This is a genomic window from Propionigenium maris DSM 9537, assembly GCF_027925155.1.
Lineage (GTDB): Bacteria > Fusobacteriota > Fusobacteriia > Fusobacteriales > Fusobacteriaceae > Propionigenium > Propionigenium maris.
Genome location: NZ_BSDY01000004.1, coordinates 94,490 through 115,021, shown reverse-complemented (window position 1 = coordinate 115,021; position 20,532 = coordinate 94,490). Strand labels below are relative to the sequence as shown.

At 41.7% G+C, this 20,532-nt stretch carries 16 protein-coding genes and 2 riboswitches; of the genes, 10 read left to right on the top strand and 6 right to left on the bottom strand.

Annotated features, from left to right (window positions below; all coding sequences use genetic code 11):
- Positions 1–61 precede the first annotated feature (61 nt).
- From QMG11_RS05240 to QMG11_RS05230, 3 genes are read right to left on the bottom strand one after another with little or no spacing between them, the layout of a single operon-like run.
- On the bottom strand, positions 62–718 hold the full coding sequence (locus tag QMG11_RS05240) for a Crp/Fnr family transcriptional regulator (protein ID WP_281834062.1): 657 nt from the start codon (positions 716–718) through the stop codon (positions 62–64).
- Between the two features lie 3 nt (positions 719–721).
- Positions 722–1,585, bottom strand: coding sequence for an FMN-binding protein (locus tag QMG11_RS05235; protein ID WP_281834060.1), 864 nt, complete (start codon positions 1,583–1,585; stop codon positions 722–724).
- Between the two features lie 47 nt (positions 1,586–1,632).
- Positions 1,633–2,958: a sensor histidine kinase gene (locus QMG11_RS05230; protein WP_281834058.1), complete on the bottom strand. Its 1,326-nt coding sequence runs from the start codon at positions 2,956–2,958 to the stop codon at positions 1,633–1,635.
- A 194-nt stretch (positions 2,959–3,152) separates the two neighbouring features.
- On the opposite strand from QMG11_RS05230, the gene QMG11_RS05225 reads away from it, so the two are divergent.
- Positions 3,153–3,740: an FMN-dependent NADH-azoreductase gene (locus tag QMG11_RS05225; protein WP_281834056.1), complete on the top strand. Its 588-nt coding sequence runs from the start codon at positions 3,153–3,155 to the stop codon at positions 3,738–3,740.
- Between the two features lie 240 nt (positions 3,741–3,980).
- Here QMG11_RS05225 and ald read toward each other — a convergent pair whose 3' ends face one another.
- A complete protein-coding gene (gene ald / locus QMG11_RS05220) occupies positions 3,981–5,117 on the bottom strand; it encodes an alanine dehydrogenase (RefSeq protein ID WP_281834054.1) in 1,137 nt (378 codons plus the stop codon).
- Between the two features lie 1,321 nt (positions 5,118–6,438).
- Positions 6,439–6,621, top strand: a riboswitch (Lysine riboswitch).
- Positions 6,622–6,924: 303 nt separating this feature from the next.
- Between ald and ord the strand changes: the two genes are divergently transcribed.
- From ord to nhaC, 9 genes are all read left to right on the top strand, one after another.
- Positions 6,925–7,974 carry a 2,4-diaminopentanoate dehydrogenase gene (gene ord, locus QMG11_RS05215; RefSeq protein WP_281834052.1) on the top strand — a complete coding sequence of 350 codons (1,050 nt, stop codon included), beginning with the start codon at positions 6,925–6,927 and terminating at the stop codon, positions 7,972–7,974.
- Positions 7,975–7,986: 12 nt separating this feature from the next.
- Entirely contained in the window at positions 7,987–8,289 is a 303-nt protein-coding gene (gene ortA, locus QMG11_RS05210; RefSeq protein WP_281834050.1) for a 2-amino-4-oxopentanoate thiolase subunit OrtA, read from the top strand.
- Positions 8,289–9,692 carry a 2-amino-4-oxopentanoate thiolase subunit OrtB gene (gene ortB, locus QMG11_RS05205; RefSeq protein ID WP_281834048.1) on the top strand — a complete coding sequence of 468 codons (1,404 nt, stop codon included), beginning with the start codon at positions 8,289–8,291 and terminating at the stop codon, positions 9,690–9,692. The genes ortA and ortB overlap by 1 nt, the downstream gene beginning before the upstream one ends.
- Positions 9,693–9,764: 72 nt before the next feature.
- On the top strand, positions 9,765–10,628 hold the full coding sequence (locus QMG11_RS05200) for an arginase (protein WP_281834046.1): 864 nt from the start codon (positions 9,765–9,767) through the stop codon (positions 10,626–10,628).
- A gap of 48 nt (positions 10,629–10,676) precedes the next feature.
- Positions 10,677–11,054, top strand: a complete 378-nt coding sequence (locus QMG11_RS05195; RefSeq protein ID WP_281834044.1) for an ornithine aminomutase subunit alpha — start codon at positions 10,677–10,679, stop codon at positions 11,052–11,054.
- Positions 11,054–13,273, top strand: a complete 2,220-nt coding sequence (oraE, locus tag QMG11_RS05190; protein WP_281834042.1) for a D-ornithine 4,5-aminomutase subunit OraE — start codon at positions 11,054–11,056, stop codon at positions 13,271–13,273. Before QMG11_RS05195 ends, oraE begins: the two co-directional genes overlap by 1 nt.
- A 39-nt stretch (positions 13,274–13,312) precedes the next feature.
- Positions 13,313–14,683: a GlmL-related ornithine degradation protein gene (locus tag QMG11_RS05185; protein WP_281834040.1), complete on the top strand. Its 1,371-nt coding sequence runs from the start codon at positions 13,313–13,315 to the stop codon at positions 14,681–14,683.
- A 15-nt stretch (positions 14,684–14,698) separates the two neighbouring features.
- Positions 14,699–15,769: an ornithine racemase Orr gene (gene orr, locus QMG11_RS05180; RefSeq protein ID WP_281834038.1), complete on the top strand. Its 1,071-nt coding sequence runs from the start codon at positions 14,699–14,701 to the stop codon at positions 15,767–15,769.
- A gap of 111 nt (positions 15,770–15,880) precedes the next feature.
- Positions 15,881–16,059: riboswitch (Lysine riboswitch) on the top strand.
- A gap of 96 nt (positions 16,060–16,155) precedes the next feature.
- Complete coding sequence (gene nhaC, locus QMG11_RS05175; RefSeq protein ID WP_281834037.1) at positions 16,156–17,583, top strand: Na+/H+ antiporter NhaC; 1,428 nt, start codon at positions 16,156–16,158, stop codon at positions 17,581–17,583.
- Between the two features lie 64 nt (positions 17,584–17,647).
- Here the strand turns inward: nhaC and QMG11_RS05170 are convergent, their stop codons facing one another.
- Together QMG11_RS05170 and QMG11_RS05165 are read right to left on the bottom strand one after the other, a co-directional pair.
- Complete coding sequence (locus QMG11_RS05170; RefSeq protein WP_281834036.1) at positions 17,648–19,153, bottom strand: YfcC family protein; 1,506 nt, start codon at positions 19,151–19,153, stop codon at positions 17,648–17,650.
- 4 nt (positions 19,154–19,157) lie between these two features.
- Complete coding sequence (locus tag QMG11_RS05165) at positions 19,158–20,504, bottom strand: Sapep family Mn(2+)-dependent dipeptidase (protein ID WP_281834035.1); 1,347 nt, start codon at positions 20,502–20,504, stop codon at positions 19,158–19,160.
- Positions 20,505–20,532: the final 28 nt, after the last annotated feature.

Below are 20,532 nucleotides of genomic sequence, written 5' to 3'. Positions count from 1 at the left end.
GGAAGGTTTTGGAAGGGAAATAAAAAAACTCAGTTCAATGAGTGAACTGAGTTTTTTATCTTTAAACTTCCTCTGAGATCTCCAACTCTCTCAGGTGTTTTTCATATTTTGTCATATCCTTAACAAAGATCCTCTTCCCTTCCTTTTGGATTATTCCCAGGTCGGTTAACTTTTTAAGAACTCTCTGGAAGGTTCTGAGCTTTAGGTTCAGGGAGAAGGCAATTTCCCATATGGATTTTCCCTCGATGGAGTAGTCGTTGAGGGCCATATATTTCATAAAGAGCTCCTCACCACTGTAATTGATCATGAGGGAAGCCTTGGTAGCATGGAAGATAATGAAGTCGGACATTATACTCATGACCTTCTTGTAAAACTCAAGATCGGGGTGCTCCTCTAGGATCTTTTTTAGTGGAACCTCAAGGACCAGAGCATCTGTAATAGCCTCTATATCGAAGTCATACTCCATATCTGAGATTACAGTTTCAAGGGCCATCCACGCCCCCTCCTCAAACTCCCAGTTGAACTCCCTGTCATCGGAGAAGTAGGAGAAGGTTTTAAGCCTTCCATCCAGTACATAGAAAGCTCTGTCTCCAGGCTCTCCGTAGAGACTCCAAATATTTTTTTTGTTCATCTCCCTCAGTGAAAAATACTTTTCAAACTTAGTTCCGATGAACTCATCAAATGATATAGATTTCATTGCTTCCCTTAACATTGTCATACCTTACCTCCCCATCTCCTTTGAGAGTATTTTAGCAAGGACAATATAGTTGTCCCACGCCACATTACGCTTCTTTCCTCTCTCGGGATTATCTGTAGTAGCTGGAAGTCCCTGGATATCCAGCATATTCTGAGTTGAAACCACTCTTTTATTCAGCTCATCCATCTGCATATTAAATCCAATACCAGATGGATCTCCATACTCCATACTATTATACTTGGACTGCCTGTAAAACCTTTTGAGGTCCTTGTAGATAATATCATTTTTTTTAGGGGCAAAGAGTTCATCGTATCTGCAGGAGATGATCCTCTCTCCCTCTACTATAATTCTCAGATTACCGTATAGCCCTCCTCCAAGGTTTTTAGTGAGCTCATAGTATCTCAGGCTGCTGGAATCCTCCATCTTCCTCTCCAGCTTCTCAGCCAGAGGAAGCATGGAGAGCTCTATACTGTGGGTACAGCCGGCAATCATATCAAACTCCCCTGTAAGGGACTGCTTTTCAATCATCTGCTTCTCGATATCCAGGATGACTTCAGCCCAGGATACCCCTTCATCCCCGTGCTCCATCATATTGAAGTTATACTCTGAAAAACGCTTGGAAAGCCCCTGGTTATATCTTCTGGAGGAGTCTCTTCCTCCCACCTCATTGTACTCTACCTTAATCAGCTGTGAATCCCTTACTACAGCTTCAAGGGAGGCACTCTTCCCGGTATCTGAAATCTTTTCCACCCTGTAGTAGTCCCCTGAAATCATCCCCTCCTCTGGAAGAGCACTCCAGTAGGAATCCTTGTTTTTATAGAGATTCCCAATAAGAGCAGCCAGCAGAAGGGGAACGCATATAAGTAGAACCTTAAATCTTTTGTCCATTGAAACACTCCTTCTTTATTTTTTATTCTTAATATACCTCTATGATATCAATTTTCAATTGGTATTTCTATGGTAACCTGGAAGAGATTTTCTGAATTTTTAAGGTATATCCTCCAGTTGTGCTTAGAGGCAATATCCCTCACTATACTGAGACCCAATCCCGTCCCCTTGGCCTTTGGAACCTCGCTTCCCCTGTAGAAGGGTCTCCACAACTTGGAGATGTCCTCTTCCGGGGGAGAAGTGGTGTCATTGGCTATTGTAAGGAGGATGGAGTTTCCCTTTAGGTAGAGAAGAGTTTCTACCCTCTCTTTGCAGTAGTTAAAGGCGTTGGAGTAGAGGTTGTAGAAGAGGCTTTCCACAAGCTCTATATCACAAGAGATCCTGCTTCTCTCCAGGTTTTGAAGGGACTCCCTGTAGGTAGTGGATGTATTGTTTTCAGCAAAGATCCTGCCGATATCCAGGAGATCTGCCAGGGGAAGCTTCTCTATGAAAAGATCCTTCTTTCCAGCTGAGAACTCCTGAAACATCCTGGTAATCCTGGAGATTCTCACAAGCTCCTTGGAGATGATCTTCAGGTGATTGTTTTCGGGAGACCTCTTCTTGAGAATATCCGTGTATCCACTTGCTATGGTAAGGGGAGTTTTTATCTCGTGGCCAAAGTTTCTCAGGAACTCCTTCTGCTCCTCGGCCTTTCCCTGGAAGTGGATAAGGTTTTTCCTGGTCTCCTCCCCAACCTCTGAAATCAGTTTTGAGATCTCCCCTATTTCATCATCAGAATCCATAGTCTTAACTTTGTCGAACTCTCTGTGCCTAACATGGGTGAGGTTTGACTTAACCTCATCGATCTTCTTGGCTACTATCCTGGAATAGACAATAAATATAGTAGAAAGAATGGTCATTATAATAATGAAGGCAATTATATCTAACTCCCTGGAAAGGTTGAAGTTTCTCCCCAGAGGAGAGAGGTCTGTTTTCAGGATATAGTATTCATCCTCAAGGAAGATTCTCCTTATTAGAAGAGTATCTCCATCCCTATGGAGCACTCTGGAAAGGGAGTTTCCTTCTTTAATCTTCTCCAGCTCCTCTGAAGAGTAGAGATCTCTGTATTCCTTTGAAGGGAGATATAAGGTTTCTCCTTCTGTTTCCTCTTTAATAACTTTCAGGGATCCATCTGGGGAAAATTTATTTACAGAGACCGACTGAATAACTTCCTGTTTTTCATCTCTTATGAGGTCTTCCTGTTTTTTCAGTAACTGTTTCTTTCTATATATATAGTAGGGATCTTCCAGGGATCTTGTTATAAAAATAAATCCCCCTATCCCCAGTAAAAATGTAGTTATGGCAATAAGGTATATTTTAAATCTAATCTTCATCTATCAACCTGTATCCTCTCCCTCTCAGTTATATTATTTTTTCCTATGTTTATCCTCCCAAAGAAGCTTTTTTCATAGGATAATTAATTCTATCACAAAACTATTACAAAAGTGTAACAAAGAAGAGAATTTTCAAGGAGGGAATAGGGATAGAGGGAGTAAATTATAGTTAGAATAAGATAAGGAGGAAGACTATGAAAGTGTTGTGTATAGAGAGTACCCCCAAACCCCTTGAGAGATCCTATGGAAGAAGGATGATAAAGGCCTTTGTGGAGGAGTACAAGAAAAATAATCCAGAGGATACAGTGGATATGCTGAACCTCTATGAAAATCACTATCCCCCTTTAAGTTCAGAGGATATAGAGGAGGCTCTTAATGAGGGAAGAGGAAGGATGGTAGAGGAAGCAGAGAAGTTTAAATCCTATGATAAGTATATTATAGGGGCTCCCATGTGGAATCTTGGGATACCATCGGCTCTGAAATCCTATATAGATCACATTGTAGTAAGCGGGGTTACCTTTAGATATAATAAGGTAGGGATTCCCACGGGGCTCCTGAAAAACAAATCTATATTTTATATAGGAACCAGGGGAGGATATTACCCCTTCCCAGTTTCCCTCTTTGCCCATGATATATCCTATGTAAAGTTTATACTTAAGTTTATAGGGATAAAGAAGTTTAAGGAATTTCTTCTGGACGGGATAGATCAGAGTCCAGAAAGGACAGCTAGGAGGTTTGAAAAAACTCTGGAAAGGGTAAGGAGTCATGCAAGAAGGTTTTAGGTGCCCTTCGGCAGCTGTATTGTCCAAAGTTAGGTATCCTTAGGAGTTAGTGGGATAATGGATTTGGAGGGGAGAATGTTTGAAATCTACGAGCTTTTAAAATTTAAAAGAGGAAAATAAAAAAGCACAGGATCTCTCCTGTGCTTAATATTTAAGAATCTAAAATGCTCTCTATTATTTTATGAAGTTACTTATATAAGTTCTTCCAGTAGTTGATCTTAAGATTCCAGTTAATATCTATTATCCAGCCATAGACTCGTTAAGGTCATCAAGCTTTAGGTGAGGGAATGCATCCCAAACTGGCTTGTAAACAAGCTTTCCTTCGTATGTGTTTACACCTGGTGCAAGCTCAGGGTACTTTTCGATAGCTCCAGCAACTCCAAGGTCAGCGATAGCAAGTCCGTACTTAAGAGTAACGTTAGCTAGTGCGTAAGATGAAGTCTTAGGCATTGCTCCTGGCATGTTTGCACAACAGTACATTACTACACCGTTCTCAGTTACGAAAGTAGGGTTCTCGTGGTATGTAGGCTTAGATACAGGAGTAGATCCACCCTGGTCGATAGAGATATCAACGATTACAGATCCAGCTTCCATTGAGTTGATCATATCCATAGTGATTAGGTGCGGACACTTAGCTCCAGGAATTAGTACTGTAGAGATAACAAGGTCAGCGTCCTTAAGAACTTCTGCTAGGTTTCCAGCGTTTGAGTAAAGAGTCTTGATCTTGTTTCCATAGATATCATCTAGGTACTTAAGCTTAGGAACGTCTACGTCTAGGATAGTAACGTCAGCCTCTAGTCCAACAGCCATCTTAAGTGCAGCTTGTCCAGAAACTCCAGCTCCTACTACTACAACTTTAGCTCTCTTAGTTCCAGTAACTCCCCCAAGAAGGATTCCTTTTCCACCCATGTGCTTAGCAAGGATGTTTGCTCCGAAGATAGTTCCCTCTCTTCCAGCAACCTCAGACATTGGTGCTAGTAGTGGAAGAGATCTGTCCTCTAACTCAACAGTTTCAAATGCGATTCCAGTAGCTCCAGCTTCCATAAGTCCGATTGTCTGATCGTAGTCAGGAGCTAGGTGAAGGTATCTATAGTGGATTTGTCCAGGCTTAATTAGAGCAATCTCTCTTGGTTGAGGCTCTTTAACTCCGATGATCATATCTGATACAGCATAAACTTCCTCAAGAGTTGGTAGGATTTCTACTCCAACTGCCTTATAGTCTTCATCTGTAAGTCCGATTCCAGCCGCTGCTCCAGAAGTCATTACAACTCTGTGTCCTCTGTTGATAAACTCAGCTGCTCCTCCAGGTACTAATGCGATTCTGTTCTCTTGTGGCTTGATCTCCCCAGGTACTCCTACTACAATATTTCTTGCCAATCTAATCCCTCCCTTTTTAAAATTCATTGATTTGATCAATTAATTTTGATTTAGTAATAAGTTTATACTTGAGCTTTAAAAAAAAAGCAATAAAAAATATTTTATTCACTTTTTCAGGATGAAAGTACTAAAATTAGAACAAAAAGTATCAAATAAAGAGGATTTATATATAAAATATAGGGGTTCATTATAAAATATATATAGAATTGATGAATGAAATAAATAATACTACCATTGAAAAAATGGAGAAGACAGAGCTTGAGTTCTAGATATAGCAAGAGGTTGAAGAGATGTGGGGGTTGCGTGAAAAAAATACCGTTCCTTGTGAATAATGAGAAAATAAGAAAAATAAAAAATATCTATTTTGTTTTAAGTTGACGAAGGAGGTATTTATCGGAAATAAAGGGACACGATAACTATATAAAGTTTCACAAAAAATTATAAGAGTCAGCCAGAAGGGGGGCAGTTGAAAAGAGATTTTCTATTAACAAGGTAAGGGGTTATAGGTTGATGCCATAATAAAAATCCATTGTATAAGTCAAAAGGTGGGAGCGTCACACTCATTTTTAGTATAAGGGGAAGCGTAGAAGACCGATGCTTAATAACTTTTAAAAAGATGAATTTAGATCCAGGGGATTTTAAGAGATCATATCCAGTTCGCTGGTTATAGGTGCAGCGATGAGAAAAATGAAAAAAGGATAAGTTAATATAGAGAAGTAGATAAGATAGGGAGAATAGGAAGGAGGGGACTACCTTTCATCAAACAATTTATTTAGGGAGGCAAAGTAAGGCAAGGTATGGTGTGATCCTTGAAAGATATATATAACTTAATAATCATAATGTGTATATGGTTGAAAAAGAAGAAAATGAAAGGTTTTGCTCTTTAAACTTTATCCAGCAGGAAGTTGCAATAAACAAATAAAAAACAAGAGTTACACTTGATATCGAACAATAAGTTCAAAAAAACAAAAAAATATATATTGGATATATTTTTTAACTTATATATTATATATAGAAATGATGAATGAGGTGAATGATTATGAGGGGTAAAAAAAATGCTCATTTCCTTTATAGTCCTTTAAAAAAGGTGTATAGAGCCCCACATATATATTGCGAAAAAAAGCACGAAGTTTCCTGGATGATGAGAAAAAATGCAAATTATATATGTGATTAATCTTACAAGGGTTGACTAAGGAAAGAATTAGGGGGTAACATTCTATCAGAAAGAACAAAGTGATAAATAAATGATCACATTGTAAAGAAAAAATGATAAAAAAATTATGAAAAGAAGAAGATTAGAGATCTTCCGATTATAATATTTTTATAAAATAGAGGTGCGTTTAATGGAGGTAGTCTAAGGGTGCTAAGGGAAGGGACTCCCAATATCTTAGGCGAAGAACTTATCTGCCGAAGGGAAGAATCTGTCCAAATTAGGATTGTTCCTTGGGTGTCACAGAAACCTGTGGCAACTGTCATGGCTTTGCCATGGTGAGCTATTTTAGCCTAGGGGCGTTTATAGTTGCAGTTGTAGGTATTAGTATAGCTTCTAGAGAATGGATCTTTTTTTATGTTCAAAAAAATAACGAGAGCATCTGACAGGAAGTGGGATGCTGTAAAAAATAACAACAATATCATAATTTAAAGGAAAAAATTATGAAAAGAGAAGACCGGTGGTTTTCAGATTATAGGAGCTTTGTAGGGAAGAATTTAAATATTCTTTAATGAAGGGAAACTTGTTCTGAAGGGTAGCGGTATTTTTTTTACCAAAAAATATGACTTTTAATGAAAATATAAGGAGGGGTTAGAGATGAAAAATAATATTAAAGTTGTAATCTGGGGATTTGGAGCAATGGGAAGCGGGATGGCAAAGATGCTTCTTAAGAAAAAGGGAGTGGACATAGTAGGAGTATGCGACAGACATCCTGAGAGAGTAGGAAAGAGCATGTTCGAGGTTCTTGGAGCTGAGAGAGGAGATAGAGCAGATGTAATCATTGGAAGTGAGATCGAAGAGATCCTTACTAAGGGATCTTGCGATGTGTGTCTGTGTGCAACAGACTCATACACTAAGGTGGCATTCCCAAGACTGAAGTATGTACTTGAGCAGGGAGTAAATGTAGTATCAACTGCAGAGGAGATGGCTTATCCTAAAGCTCAGAGCCCAGAGGAGGCAGAGGAGCTTAACAGAATAGCTAAGGAGAACGGAGTAACTATCCTTGGAACTGGAATCAACCCGGGACTTATGATGGACCTTCTTGCAGTTACCCTTTCAGGAGCTATGGTGGATATCGAGTCGGTTATGTGTAAGAGAGTAAACAGCCTGTCACCATTTGGAGAAGCAGTAATGGAGGAGCAGGGTGTAGGAATATCAGTAGATGAGTTTGAGAAGGGACTTGAAGCTGACTCCCTAGCTGGACACGTTGGTTTTGCTGAGAGTGTAGGGATGATTGCAGAAGCAATAGGTTGGAACATTGGCAAGTTTGAGCAACAGATGAAGCCTATCATTACAAATGTTGACAGAAAATCTCCATATGGATTTGCAGCAGCAGGAACTCTTGCAGGGGTAAACATGACTGGACAGGGTTATGTAAATGGAGAGGTAAAGATCGATATGATTCACCCGCAGCAGATCGAGCCTGAGCTAGAGGGAGTTTCTACAGGGGACTACATCGAGCTTAAGGGAACACCGGACATCAGCATGGCAATAACTCCAGAGGTAGAGGGAGGACTTGGAACAATCGCAATGTGTGTAAATATGATCCCGCATGTAATTAATGCAAGAGCAGGACTTAAGACTATGATAGACCTTCCCGTGCCTAGAGCTATCATGGGAGATATGAGGGAGATGCTAGAAGACTAAGGAGGACGCAATATGTTAGCTAGAAAGGGTGACTGGGTAAAGATATATAACATAGTATTGACCTCAGAGGAAAGAGCTCCTCAGGTGCCTGAAGATACCTCCAAGGTACCCCTTGAGATGTGGGTAAAGGGATTCATCACAGAGGATGGCAAGGTAGGAGAGAGAGTAGAGGTGGAAACAGTAACTGGCAGAAGAGTGGCTGGTGAGCTGGTAGAGGTAGAACCATGCTACGATCACTCCTTTGGAAAGAATATCCCTGAGATCTTAGAGATCGGAAAGCAACTTAGAGGAATACTCTTTGGAGGTGACTGCTAGTGGAAAAGGATATGTCCTATAAGGGAGTAATGGGCAGAAGTAATGAGATAATGAAAAATGCCCTGGGAATAGATTACAGCAGATTTGAGGGAGAGGGACTGACCTTCGACTATGAGAAGATGATGGTGGAGACAGGTTATACTCTGGAGGAGATGATAGATATCCAGAGATCTGTGGGGGTTGGAAATACTCCAGTACTGGAACTGAAAAACCTCACAGCCCTTGCCAGAAAATATGCTCCAGAGGGAAAGGGAGCAAGGATATTCTTAAAGGATGAGGCAAGTAATCCATCGGGATCCTTCAAGGCAAGAAGAGCAGCAAACGCTGTGTACCATGCAAAGAAAAACGGCTTTAAGGGAGTAATTGCAGCTACCAGTGGAAACTACGGGGCAGCAGTGGCATCCCAGGCAGCTATGCAGGGGCTTAAGTGTATCATAGTTCAGGAGTGCTACGACTCCAAGGGACACGGACAACCTGAGATAGTAGAGAAGGCAAGAAAGTGTGAGGCTTACGGTGCTGAGGTAGTACAGCTAAGTGTAGGTCCTGAACTCTTCTACACCTTCTTAAAACTTCTAGAGGAGACAGGATACTTCAATGCATCCCTCTATACTCCATTTGGTATTGCAGGGGTAGAGACTCTTGGATGGGAGCTTGCTAACCAGGTAAAGGATATGACTGGAAAGTATCCAGAGACCGTTGTTTGTACCAATGCCGGGGGAGGAAACCTCACAGGTACAGCAAGGGGACTTAGAAAGATAGGAGCTGTAGACACTAAGGTTGTTGGAGCCAGCGTGAATCTTAAGGGACTTCACATGGCAAGTGACACTCAATTTAACAAGAAGTCATTTACCACTGGTCATACTGGATTTGGAATCCCATTCTGTACATGGCCAGACAGATCCGATGTACCGAGATCTGCAGCAAGACCACTGAGATATATGGACAGGTATGTAACTGTTAACCAGGGAGAGGTATTCTATATGACTGAAGCCCTGGCTCAGCTAGAGGGTCTTGAGAGGGGACCAGCTGGAAACACATCTCTAGCAGCAGCATTTTCATTGGCTCAGGAGATGAATGAGGATGAGATAATAGTGGTACAGGAAACAGAGTATACAGGAGCAGGTAAGCACATAGGACCACAGTTGTCATTTGCAAGGGAAAATGGTATAAATATACACTTTGGGAACCCTGCAGAGGAGATACCAGGAGAGAGCATCGTGCTTCCAGAGGATCCAAGACTTATAAAGACAGTGGATCTGGATATGGACAAGATAAGAAGATCTCTCATAAAAAATGCCCTGGCAACAGTAAGTGAAGTCAGCGGAAGGGATATCGAGTTTTTAGCAGAGGATACAGGTTCCAATGAGGAATTTGTAATGGAAGTAATAGAGTCCCTTAAGTAAAAGGAATAGACGGGGAGCTTCAAATAAAAGGAGCTCCCCGGCAAATAAAAAAAGTAACAACAGGTGGTGGATATGGAAGGTAGAAAGATAGATTTAATAGGGGTGCCTCTACACTATGGAGCTAGCAGGTGCGGAATAGAGTATGGAATAGAGAGCCTGGTGGAGATATGTCCAGAGTATGAGAAGAGGATAGAGATTGTAGAGGTAGAGCCTCAAAAAGAAGATTTTGGAAATAAGAAGCTGAAATTTTTAAATACCATAAGTAAAACCTGTAATGAACTGGCTGTGAGAACGGAAAGATCGGTGAGAGAGGGTAAACTTCCAATAATTATGGGAGGAGACCATGCTATAGCCCTTGGAAGTATCGCAGGGGTAAGCAAGGAGAAGAAGATAGGAGTTCTTTGGGTGGATGCCCATGGAGACTTTAACACAGAGGACACTACAGAATCTGGGCACATCCACGGGATGCCTCTAGCAGCTTCTTTAGGATATGGAACGGATAAGCTTACAAACTGTCACTATGAGGGAAGTAAGCTTGAGGTGGAAAATGTAGTGCTCTTTGGGATAAGGTCTCTAGATGAAGATGAGGAGAAGCTTATCAATGAAGCTGGAGTTAGATGCTATAAGTACAGTGAGATAGCTGAAAGAGGGTTTGAGGTATGTATTGCTGAGGCAAGTGAGATTCTGGCTAAGAATAACCTGGATATTCACATCAGTTTTGATCTGGATTCAGTGGATCCCCTTGAGGTGACAGGGGTAAGCACTCCAGTTAAGGACGGAATAAGCAGGGAGGAGGGGAAGGAGATCTTCAGGTACATGTTCAGGAACCACAATATAAGTTCCGTGGACATAGTGGAGTACAACCCTCTCTATGAGGAGAGAAAGGAAACTGCTGAATATGTGGATGAGTTAATCAAGCGCATAGAGGCACAGTAGTTTAATTATAGTTTAAAAGAAAAGTGTAGAGATAGAAAAGGGGGCAGGATGAAAGGATACTTAAAGAGAAGTGATGACTTTGATAAGAGAAGGGAACATCTGAGAAACCTATCAGATGAGGAGCTAAAGGCTAGATTCTGGGAGCTGGCTGGAAGGGTAGTAGATCCAATGCTGGAGCTGGCAAAAACACACACTACACCATCTATAGAGAGATCGGTACTTTTAAGAATGGGATTCTCCAGTCTTGAGGTAAAACCTCTTGTTGACGGAGCAATAGACAGGGGACTTATGGGTCACGGAGTGGGTCACCTTGTTTACAGGGTATCTAAGGATAAGAACCTATCTATAAGGGAAGCTGGAGTTCAGATGATAGAGGGTAATCACTGGGACTATCTGGTAGAGACATTCAAAGGAGGTGAGAGATAATGAAACTTAAGGCCAATGAAAAGATGGATGTAAGAAATATTCTCTCAGACCTTGAAAGCTATACACCTAAGAGAAGGGGATGGGCATGGAGAGAGAAGGTAGACAACCTTAAGGTAGGTGCCTTTGAGTTAAAGGACTGCAGTCCTTCACTGAAGAACGGAATAGGAATTCCTGCAGCAAAGTACTTTGACAATATCGATCCTCAGCCAAACAACACAATCACTACAGAGATAGCTTCTGGTAGATTTGAGGATGATATAAGAAGAATGAGGATGGCTGCATGGCACGGAGCGGACCACCTGATGGTAATAAGAACAGCGGGACAGTCTCACTTTGACGGTCTTATAGAGGGATCTCCTCAGGGAATCGGAGGGGTACCTATTACCAGAAAACAGGTAAGGGCACACAGAAAGGCCTGCGATCTTATAGAGGATGAGGTAGGAAGACCTATCAACTATCACTCATATGTAAGTGGAGTAGCAGGTCCAGACATCGCAGTAATGTTTGCTGAGGAAGGTGTAAACGGAGCTCACCAGGATCCTCAGTACAACGTACTCTATAGAAATGTAAACATGGTAAGATCATTTATAGATGCAGCGGAATCTAAGAAGCTTATGGCATGGTCTGATATGGCTCAAATAGACGGAGCGCACAATGCCAACGCTACAGCTAGAGAAGCATGGAAGGTAATGCCAGAACTTATGGTGCAGCACGCACTGAACTCTATCTTCTCTTACAAGGTGGGGATCAAGAAGGAAAATATCTGTCTTTCAACAGTACCTCCTACATCGGCTCCGGCACCTTGTATGAAGCTTGACCTACCATATGCAGTAGCTCTAAGAGACTTCTTCTCTGAGTATAAGATGAGAGCTCAGATGAATACCAAATATATAACTTCATCTTCCAGAGAAGCTACAGTAACTCACGTTATGAATATGCTTATCTCTAGACTTACAAGTGCAGATATTCAGTCTACAATAACTCCAGATGAAGGAAGAAATGTTCCTTGGCATGTATACAATATAGAGGCTTGTGACACAGCTAAGCAGACCCTTGTGGGAATGGACAGCCTTATGGATATGGTGGAGCTGAAAACTGAAGGGTTCCTTCCTGAAAAAGTTAGGGAGCTTAAGGAGAGAGCAGTTCTATTCATGGAGGAGATCTTAGAAGCTGACGGATACTTTGAAGCAGTGGAGAAGGGATTCTTTGTTGACTCAGGATACTATCCAGAGAGAAACGGAGACGGAATCGGAAGAAAGCAGGAAGGCGGAGTAGGAGCAGGAGCTGTATATAAGAGAGAGGCAGACTACATGGCTCCAGTAACAGCCCACTACGGAGACAACAATGTGGAGCAGTATGGAGGAAATGCTGAAAATCCAGCTGAACTTATCGGAGGTTCTACCCTTGAAGTTCCATCTAAGATCGTCTATATAGATGAGCTGGATGAGGTGGACAATGTAAATACAAGAATGGAGGAGACTGAAGCTTACAGAAACTCCAACCTTGTGAAGCCAGAGGTAGAGTGGCTGGCAGACGGTACTGTACAGATAGAGGTATTCCTGCCAGTAGAGCAGAGAACAGCTGAGTTTGCAGCGGTAGAGTTTGCTAAGAAGATGAACCTAGTTGAGCCAGAGGTGATTCACTCAGAGATGATGCATCCAAGCGAGGGAACAAGGGTACAGTTAAAGGGTAAGGTGGACTTCCACATAGACCTTAACGACCTTGTAATTCCTCCAAAGCCAGAGGTAATGACAGACGATGAGATAAGAAAGTTTGTGGATGAGCATCCATTTAAGATCGTAGCAGCTACTGTGGGAGAGGATGAGCACTCAGTAGGTCTAAGAGAAGTAATAGATATAAAGCACGGAGGAATAGAGAAGTTCGGAATGGAAGTGGAGTACCTAGGAACTTCCGTACCTTGTGAGAAGCTTATCGATGCAGCTGTAGAACTCAATGCAGATGTAATACTAGCCTCTACTATCATCTCTCACGATGATATCCACTATAAAAACATGAAGAGACTTCATGAGCTAGCAATAGAGAAGGGAATCAGAGACAAGGTAATAATCTGTGCTGGAGGAACTCAGGTAACTCCTGAACTTGCAAGGGAGCAGGGAATGGATGAAGGATTTGGAAAGCACGACAAGGGAGTAAATGTAGCTACATTCTTTGTTAAGAGAAAGAAGGAGCTCATTGAAAGCGGCCAGTGGGAAGGTTAAAAAGGCAGTAGATCTTTAAAGAGGTGGTGATGGGTTCTTATGAAAGTAGATGTATTGGTGGCAGAGATAGGAAGTACCACCACTGTGGTAAATGCCTTTGTAGGACTGGATACAGAAGATCCCCATTTTATAGGTCAGGGACAGTGGAGTACCACTGTCCTTGAAGGGGATGTAAATATAGGGCTTGCTAATGCCATAAAGGATCTGGAGGCAAACCTTGAGGTTGAGAGTCTGGAATACGATGAACTTCTGGCTACAAGCAGTGCTGCAGGGGGGCTAAAGATGACTGTTCACGGTCTGGTATATGATATGACTGTGAAGGCAGCCAAGGAAGCAGCTCTAGGGGCCGGAGCTAACCTTCACATGGTAACTGCAGGAAAGCTCAGGAGAACAGACCTGGCCAAGATAATGGAGATATCTCCCAATATAATCCTCGTCGCAGGAGGAGTGGATTATGGAGAGAGGGATACAGCCCTATACAATGCAGAGGCTATAGCTAAGCTTCCCCTGGAGGTTCCTGTGATCTACGGAGGAAATGTAGAAAACCAGGAGGAAGTAAGGCTTATATTCAGGGAGTATGGAAAGGAGGAGCTTCTCTATCTTGTGGACAATGTATACCCAAAGATAGATACTCTCAATGTAGAACCAACAAGAAAGGTTATACAGGATGTATTTGAGGAGCATATAACCCATGCGCCGGGAATGAGCCGGGTAAGAGAATTGGTTTCAGGGCCTATAATCCCTACACCTGGAGCTGTAATGGAGGCTTCAAAGATACTCAAGGAGGATATAGGGGATCTGATAACCATAGATGTGGGAGGAGCTACTACAGATATTCACTCTGTAACAGCTGGGACAGATGAGATAAACAGAATACTCCTGGATCCAGAACCAGAAGCTAAGAGAACGGTGGAGGGAGATCTCGGAGTCTACGTAAATATGGAAAATATAGTTGGAATGATAGGCAGGGAGAAGCTGGGAGAGAAGTTAGCCCTTACAGTGGATAAGTTAGAGGAATTAATGTTAGAATATAAGGCGATTCCAAAAACTAAGAAGGAACTGGAATTTGTAGAAAAGCTTACTTGTACAGCAGTAAAAATATCGGCAGACAGACATGCAGGAGGATTTAAAACCTACTTTGGAGGGACAACAAGAACCCTGGCTGTAGGTAAGGATCTTACTGGAGTAAAGTGGATAGTTGGAACTGGAGGAGCCTTGACAAGACTTCCAGCTAGAAGAGAGATTCTAAAGAAGATAGCCCTGTCAAACAAGGGAGATAAGCTTCTTCCTACTTCAGAAGCATCAATCGCCATAGATAATGACTATATCATGGCATCTCTTGGAGTACTGTCCAAGGTAAATAAGGAAGCTGCCCTTATCCTGCTAAAGAGAAGCTTAGAAATCGATTAAAAGGAGGGATGCTCTTTGAATAGATATCCCAGAGTAGTAATAGATTTACATAAAGTGGAGATGAATACAAAACTCCTGGTGGAAAAGTGTAGCAGTAACAACCTGAGTATCATGGGGGTAACCAAGGCATTCTGTGCAGAGCCTAGAGTGGTGGAAGCTATGGTAAAGGGAGGAATATCCTATATAGCAGACTCCAGAATAGACAACATTAAAAAGGTGGCAGAATATCAGGTTCCCAAGGTGCTGCTTAGACTGCCTATGAAGTCTGAGATCGATGATCTTGTAAGGCTGGTGGATATAAGTCTTAACTCTGAGATAGAGACAATAAGAGCCATAGATGTGGCTGCAGGAAAGTTGGAAAGGATACATAAGATAATCCTTATGGTGGAGCTGGGGGACCTGAGAGAGGGGATCCTGCCAGAGGACCTGAGGACAGTGGTAGATGAAGTGGTAAAGCTAGATAACATAAGCTTGGCAGGACTGGGAGTAAACCTCACATGTTATGGGGGAGTAATTCCAAGTGAGGGCAACCTGGGAGAGCTGCTTAACCTGGCTGAAGTAATAAAAAAGGAATACGGAATAAACTTAGAAATAATATCAGGAGGGAATTCCAGCAGCCTCTACCTTATAGATGAGGGAAGGATGCCAGAGGGAATAAATAATCTGAGACTGGGAGAAGCTATACTTCTTGGAAGGGAAACTGCCTACGGTGAGAGGGTAGAGGGAGCTAGTTCAGATTCCTATGTACTTGAAGCTGAAATAATAGAGCTCAAGAGTAAACCGTCCATTCCGACCGGTGAGATAGGGATGGATGCCTTTGGAAACAAGCCTCAGTTTGAGGATAGGGGAGTAAGAAGGAGAGCTATACTGGCAGTGGGGAGGCAGGATATAGATCCAGACGGCCTTATCCCAAGAGATCCTAATATAACAGTTATAGGGGCCAGCAGTGACCACCTGATAATGGATGTAGAGGAAAGTGAAAATAATTATGAAATAGGGGATATCCTGTCCTTTGATCTGGAATACGGAGCACTACTAAAAGCAATGACATCAAATTATATAGGCAAGGATTTTATAGAAAAATAAAAGAACTACTTCATCATGAAAATTTAGTTATCTAGGTTCTTGTAATGTTTTTTTTATTGACAAATGTACGTTTTATAGATATAATGTATGTTATAAATAAGAAATTGCAAAGAACTAGGTAGAGGTCGCAGCAAAAATTACTAATATTTTGGAGCTTTTAGAGGGGCAGAGAAGAAATATGAAAGGTTTTGTTGCCGAAGGAACTATATCGCTCTAAAGATTGGTACCTGGGCATATTGGAGAAGATCCATGTGACTGTCATTAAATTTTAATGGTGAGCTATCGGTGATTATATTATTCATTTAATGTATAAGACGCCGTAGTTGGGGTCTTATTTTATTTTAAAAATTTTTATTGTTTTAACATATAAAAAAGGGAGTGATTTGATGAGTTCGAGTACCGTAAAGGAAACAAAGTTGTCCCATGCACTGATACCATTAACGTTTTTGATTGGATCTTTGGTTTATGCAATTCAATTTGCAGGGTTAGATCCACACCTTCCAATCTTCATGTCTGGAATAGTAGCTGCTGGAGTAGCTGTATTTGGACTGGGTTATAAGTGGAAAAATATACAAGAGGGTGTAGTAGATACAATAAAGATGTCGATGGAAGCAATATTGATCCTTATGATTATAGGGATGGTAGTTGGAACGTGGATACTTTCTGGAGTAGTACCAACTATGATATTTTATGGTCTTAAAATTATATCTCCGGCAATATTTCTACCAGCAACACTTATTATATGTGCTATAGTTTCTATTGCTACTGGAAGCTCATGGAGTACAGCAGCTACAGTAGGTATTGCACTTATGGGAGTTGGAACAGGTCTTGGAATTCCTCCTCAGATGACAGCGGGAGCTATCATATCTGGAGCGTATATGGGTGACAAGCTTTCACCACTTTCAGACACAACTAACCTAGCACCAGCAATGGCAGGGGCGAAGTTATTCGATCACATTAGACACATGCTTTACACAACAACACCAAGTTTCATTATCTCATTAGTATTATTTGCTTTCCTTGGAATGAAGTATGCAGGGGCAGCTCTTGATATAAACTCAATAAATGAGATCCTAGGAACTCTTTCTGGAAACTTTAACATCAACCCAGTACTATTCCTAGTACCAGTTCTTACAATAGCAATGGTAGTAAAGAAGGTACCAGCTGTACCAGGATTATTTGGTGGGGCACTACTTGGAGGAATCTTTGCAATGATGTTCCAGGGAGCTAGTGTAGGAGATGTATTTGGAGCTCTACACTATGGTTTTGAATCTGCTACAGGAAACGAGATGGTTGACTCTCTACTATCTAGAGGTGGAATGGACAGTATGATGTGGACAATCTCCCTTATTATCTGTGCTCTGTTCTTTGGTGGAGTAATGGAGAGAACAGGAATGCTAGGAGCTGTTGCAGCAGTTATACTAAAGAGAGCAAACACTACAGGTAAGCTAGTACTATCTACAGTGCTTACTCCTATGTTTGTAAATACAGTAGCAGGAGACCAGTACCTATCTATAGTTGTACCTGGAAGAATGTTTAAGAATGCTTATACTGACAGAGGACTACATCCTAAGAACCTTTCAAGAGCTCTTGAGGATTCAGGTACTCTGACATCACCACTTATTCCATGGAACACATGTGGAGCATATATGATAGCTACTCTTGGAATAGCTCCATGGATATATGTACCATACTGTTTCCTAAATCTATTAAACCCAGTAATCTCTGTATTCTACGGATATACAGGAATCACTATGGAGGCACTAGATGAGGAAACTGCAAAGGAATTAAAAGCCGACGCACTGGCAGACTAAATCTTAAAGAACTTATAGAAGCAGAGACACCTTGTGTCCCTGCTTCTTTTTAATTTAAAGTGATTTAGATCATAAACTCAAAGATGGTGATCATCCCTATACTTACAAAGAAACCTATTATAGATAGAGGAAGAGCCATCTTAGCCCACTTCTCAAATGGAATAGCGGCGATAGCCAATAGTCCCATAACTACCGATGAGGTAGGTGAAAGGGAATCGATAGTTCCCATTGCAAGGGAGAAGCTTGTTACCACAAGGGAAACAAAGTCCGGAGAACTATTCAGAGCATGTGCTGTAGGTCCAAGGATCGGGAAGATAACCCCAGCCAGACCGCTAGATGATGGAATAAGCAGAGACAGAGGTATGATGAATATGTAGTTTAGTACAACAAATACCACACCCTGAGTTCCCTTTAGGATAGAGATCAACTTATCCAGGATCGTGTACTGCATTCCGCTGTCGGTAAGGATAATTCCAACTCCTGCACTTACTGCTATAATCATAACAACTCCAAAGAGATCCTTAGCTCCTGCATAGAACTCAGAGATGATCTCATTTTCCTTCATGCCGTTAACAATTCCAAGGATGATGGCGCTTACTATAAAGAGCATAGTGAGCTCATTGAACCACCAGTGTCCAAGAGCAGCAGTAGTTCCATTGAAGAAGATTCCCACAGGGTTGCTCTGGCTCCAAGTGTGGATATTTGAGAAGATAGTGATACCAAAGTTTTCCCAAGGAACAACTCCTAATACCAGAAGGGTAAAGGAACCGATGAAGATTCCCAGAGTAATCTTTCTTTTTAGCGTGAACTCTGGAATCTGGCTCAGATCAAACTGCTGGTGAGCCTTTTCCTTGATAGCTTCATTTAGCTCCTTTGTAAGGGACTTTGACGGATCCTTTTTAACTCTGAGGGCATACCAGATGGTGATTCCTGTAAATAGAGCGTAGAGTATAACAAAGGCAAATACTCTGTAGAGCATACCGTCTCCCAGTGTTATAAAGGTTTCCTTTCCGATAATTGGTGCTAAGGACTTATTTACAGAGTCGATAGCTGTTCCCAGTCCAAAGGGATTTGTAGTACTTGCTCTAAATCCTATGGATGGGCCATATAGAAGAACCATTAAAGCGGTAACTGAATCAAATCCAGCCAGAACAAATACAGGAATAATAACTATAGCAAGGGCGATAGTTTCCTCAGCCAGTCCAAATGTAGTTCCTCCAATGGCAAAGATAAACATAAGGATAGGGATCAGCCAGATCTCCTTTCCCTGTAGCTTCTTTAGGAGGGAACCTATTAGTGCTTCCAGCATACCAGTCTTCATGGTAATCCCCATGAACCCGCCTAGGGCAATTATAAATACTATAAGGTCAGATCTGCTTCTGAATCCCTTTACAACAGACATAACTATGTCGGAAAGTCCGAGATTTTTAGTTTCTCCAGGTACAAACTCTCCAGTAGCTTTTATATACTCTGTGCTGGGAACGATCCAAGATAAGATTGCGAATAAAGATATAATAGACAGTATAATTACCACAGATGATGGCATCTTAAATCCTTTTTTAGCTTTCACGGTGTTATTCTCCTTTTCCAGTAAGTTTTTTAATAGTATTGTAGTAGATCTCCATGGAGAGCTTTAATTCCTTAAGGGTGATAAACTCATTTGGTTTATGCTCGGTACTTACGCTGTCAGGGAATGCAGGTCCGAAGGCCACGCAGTTCTCCATAGCTCTAGCATAGGTAGCCCCGCCAGAAGCCACAGGCTGAGTAGTGTAGTCACCTGTTTTTTTCTGGTATGTCTCAAGTAGAGTTTTAATTAGCTCGCAGTCAAGGGGCATATATACAGGTCTAAGGTAGTCTATCTCCTTGACCTCTAAACCATACTCCCTGGCCTTTTTATTCAGAAGGTTGAAGATATCCTCCTTAGTCGTATCAACTACAGGGAATCTGATATCTACCCCTAATTTTTCAGTTGTTTCATCTAGGGAGATCTTACCTATATTGAAGGTAAGCTTACCTGTAGGTTCATCCTCTAGACCATTGAAGATCTTGGTTCCGTAAGCATCCTCTTCCACAAGGTCTCCCACAAAGTCTATAACCTTTGACTGGAATCCGCAGTTTTTCATTCCCATAAGGAGTCTTGCGATGGCGTTTATACCCTCGGGAGCAATCTTAGTGTGAACGGATTTCCCCTTAACCTCCAGGGATTCCCCCTCTTTTATATACTCGAAGTTTAACTTATCCAGTTCACTCATTATCTCCTCTATCTTTTCCCCTGAGTAGACCATCTTGCTTGGAGTGGAGTTTAGAGCATCTCCCCCTGCCATTGAGATATTACTTTCATTTTTACCCTCTAGGGAGTACTGAACCAGTCCCTTTTCAGCATATACTACTGGGAAACCGCTGTCTGGAGTGAAGCTTATTGAAGGGATCTCCTCTTTTTCCAGATACTTTGAGATTCCCCTCCAGAGGTTTTCCTCATCGGTCCCGAAGATAAACCTAAGTCTTCTGCCGAACTCATGTCCCTCCTTGATCAACAGGTGAGCTGAGTAGAGAGCTGCCAGAAGGGGCCCCTTGTCGTCTTTGGTTCCTCTTCCGTAGAGTTTATCCTCTACTACCTCCAGTTTGAAGGGGTCTGTATTCCACTTGGAGAGATCTCCTGTGGGAACTACATCCAGGTGTCCTAAAACTCCTACCAATTCCTCTCCCTTACCGATCTCAGCGTAACCATAGTACCCCTCTGGATCTGTATAGGTTTTAAATCCAAGCCTTTCAGCCAGAGACACAGTTTCCTCCAGAACTCTCTGAATATCCTGCCCAAAGGGATATTTAGAGTCATCTTCCTTTAAAATACTCGGGATACTGATACTTCTACCCAGGTCGGATAAAAAATCATCCCATATTAAATCTAACTTGCCTTTCATTTTTCCTCCCCCATTATCATTTCTTTTA

Excerpts from the sequence above, each read along its gene's own strand:
- QMG11_RS05225 (WP_281834056.1), top strand. The coding sequence starts at position 3,153 with ATGAAAGTGTTGTGTATAGAGAGTACCCCCAAACCCCTTGAGAGATCC.
- QMG11_RS05240 (WP_281834062.1), bottom strand. The coding sequence starts at position 718 with ATGACAATGTTAAGGGAAGCAATGAAATCTATATCATTTGATGAGTTC.
- QMG11_RS05195 (WP_281834044.1), top strand. The coding sequence starts at position 10,677 with ATGAAAGGATACTTAAAGAGAAGTGATGACTTTGATAAGAGAAGGGAA.
- ord (WP_281834052.1), top strand. The coding sequence starts at position 6,925 with ATGAAAAATAATATTAAAGTTGTAATCTGGGGATTTGGAGCAATGGGA.
- QMG11_RS05235 (WP_281834060.1), bottom strand. The coding sequence starts at position 1,585 with ATGGACAAAAGATTTAAGGTTCTACTTATATGCGTTCCCCTTCTGCTG.
- nhaC (WP_281834037.1), top strand. The coding sequence starts at position 16,156 with ATGAGTTCGAGTACCGTAAAGGAAACAAAGTTGTCCCATGCACTGATA.
- QMG11_RS05165 (WP_281834035.1), bottom strand. The coding sequence starts at position 20,504 with ATGAAAGGCAAGTTAGATTTAATATGGGATGATTTTTTATCCGACCTG.
- QMG11_RS05185 (WP_281834040.1), top strand. The coding sequence starts at position 13,313 with ATGAAAGTAGATGTATTGGTGGCAGAGATAGGAAGTACCACCACTGTG.
- oraE (WP_281834042.1), top strand. The coding sequence starts at position 11,054 with ATGAAACTTAAGGCCAATGAAAAGATGGATGTAAGAAATATTCTCTCA.
- QMG11_RS05230 (WP_281834058.1), bottom strand. The coding sequence starts at position 2,958 with ATGAAGATTAGATTTAAAATATACCTTATTGCCATAACTACATTTTTA.
- QMG11_RS05200 (WP_281834046.1), top strand. The coding sequence starts at position 9,765 with ATGGAAGGTAGAAAGATAGATTTAATAGGGGTGCCTCTACACTATGGA.
- ortA (WP_281834050.1), top strand. The coding sequence starts at position 7,987 with ATGTTAGCTAGAAAGGGTGACTGGGTAAAGATATATAACATAGTATTG.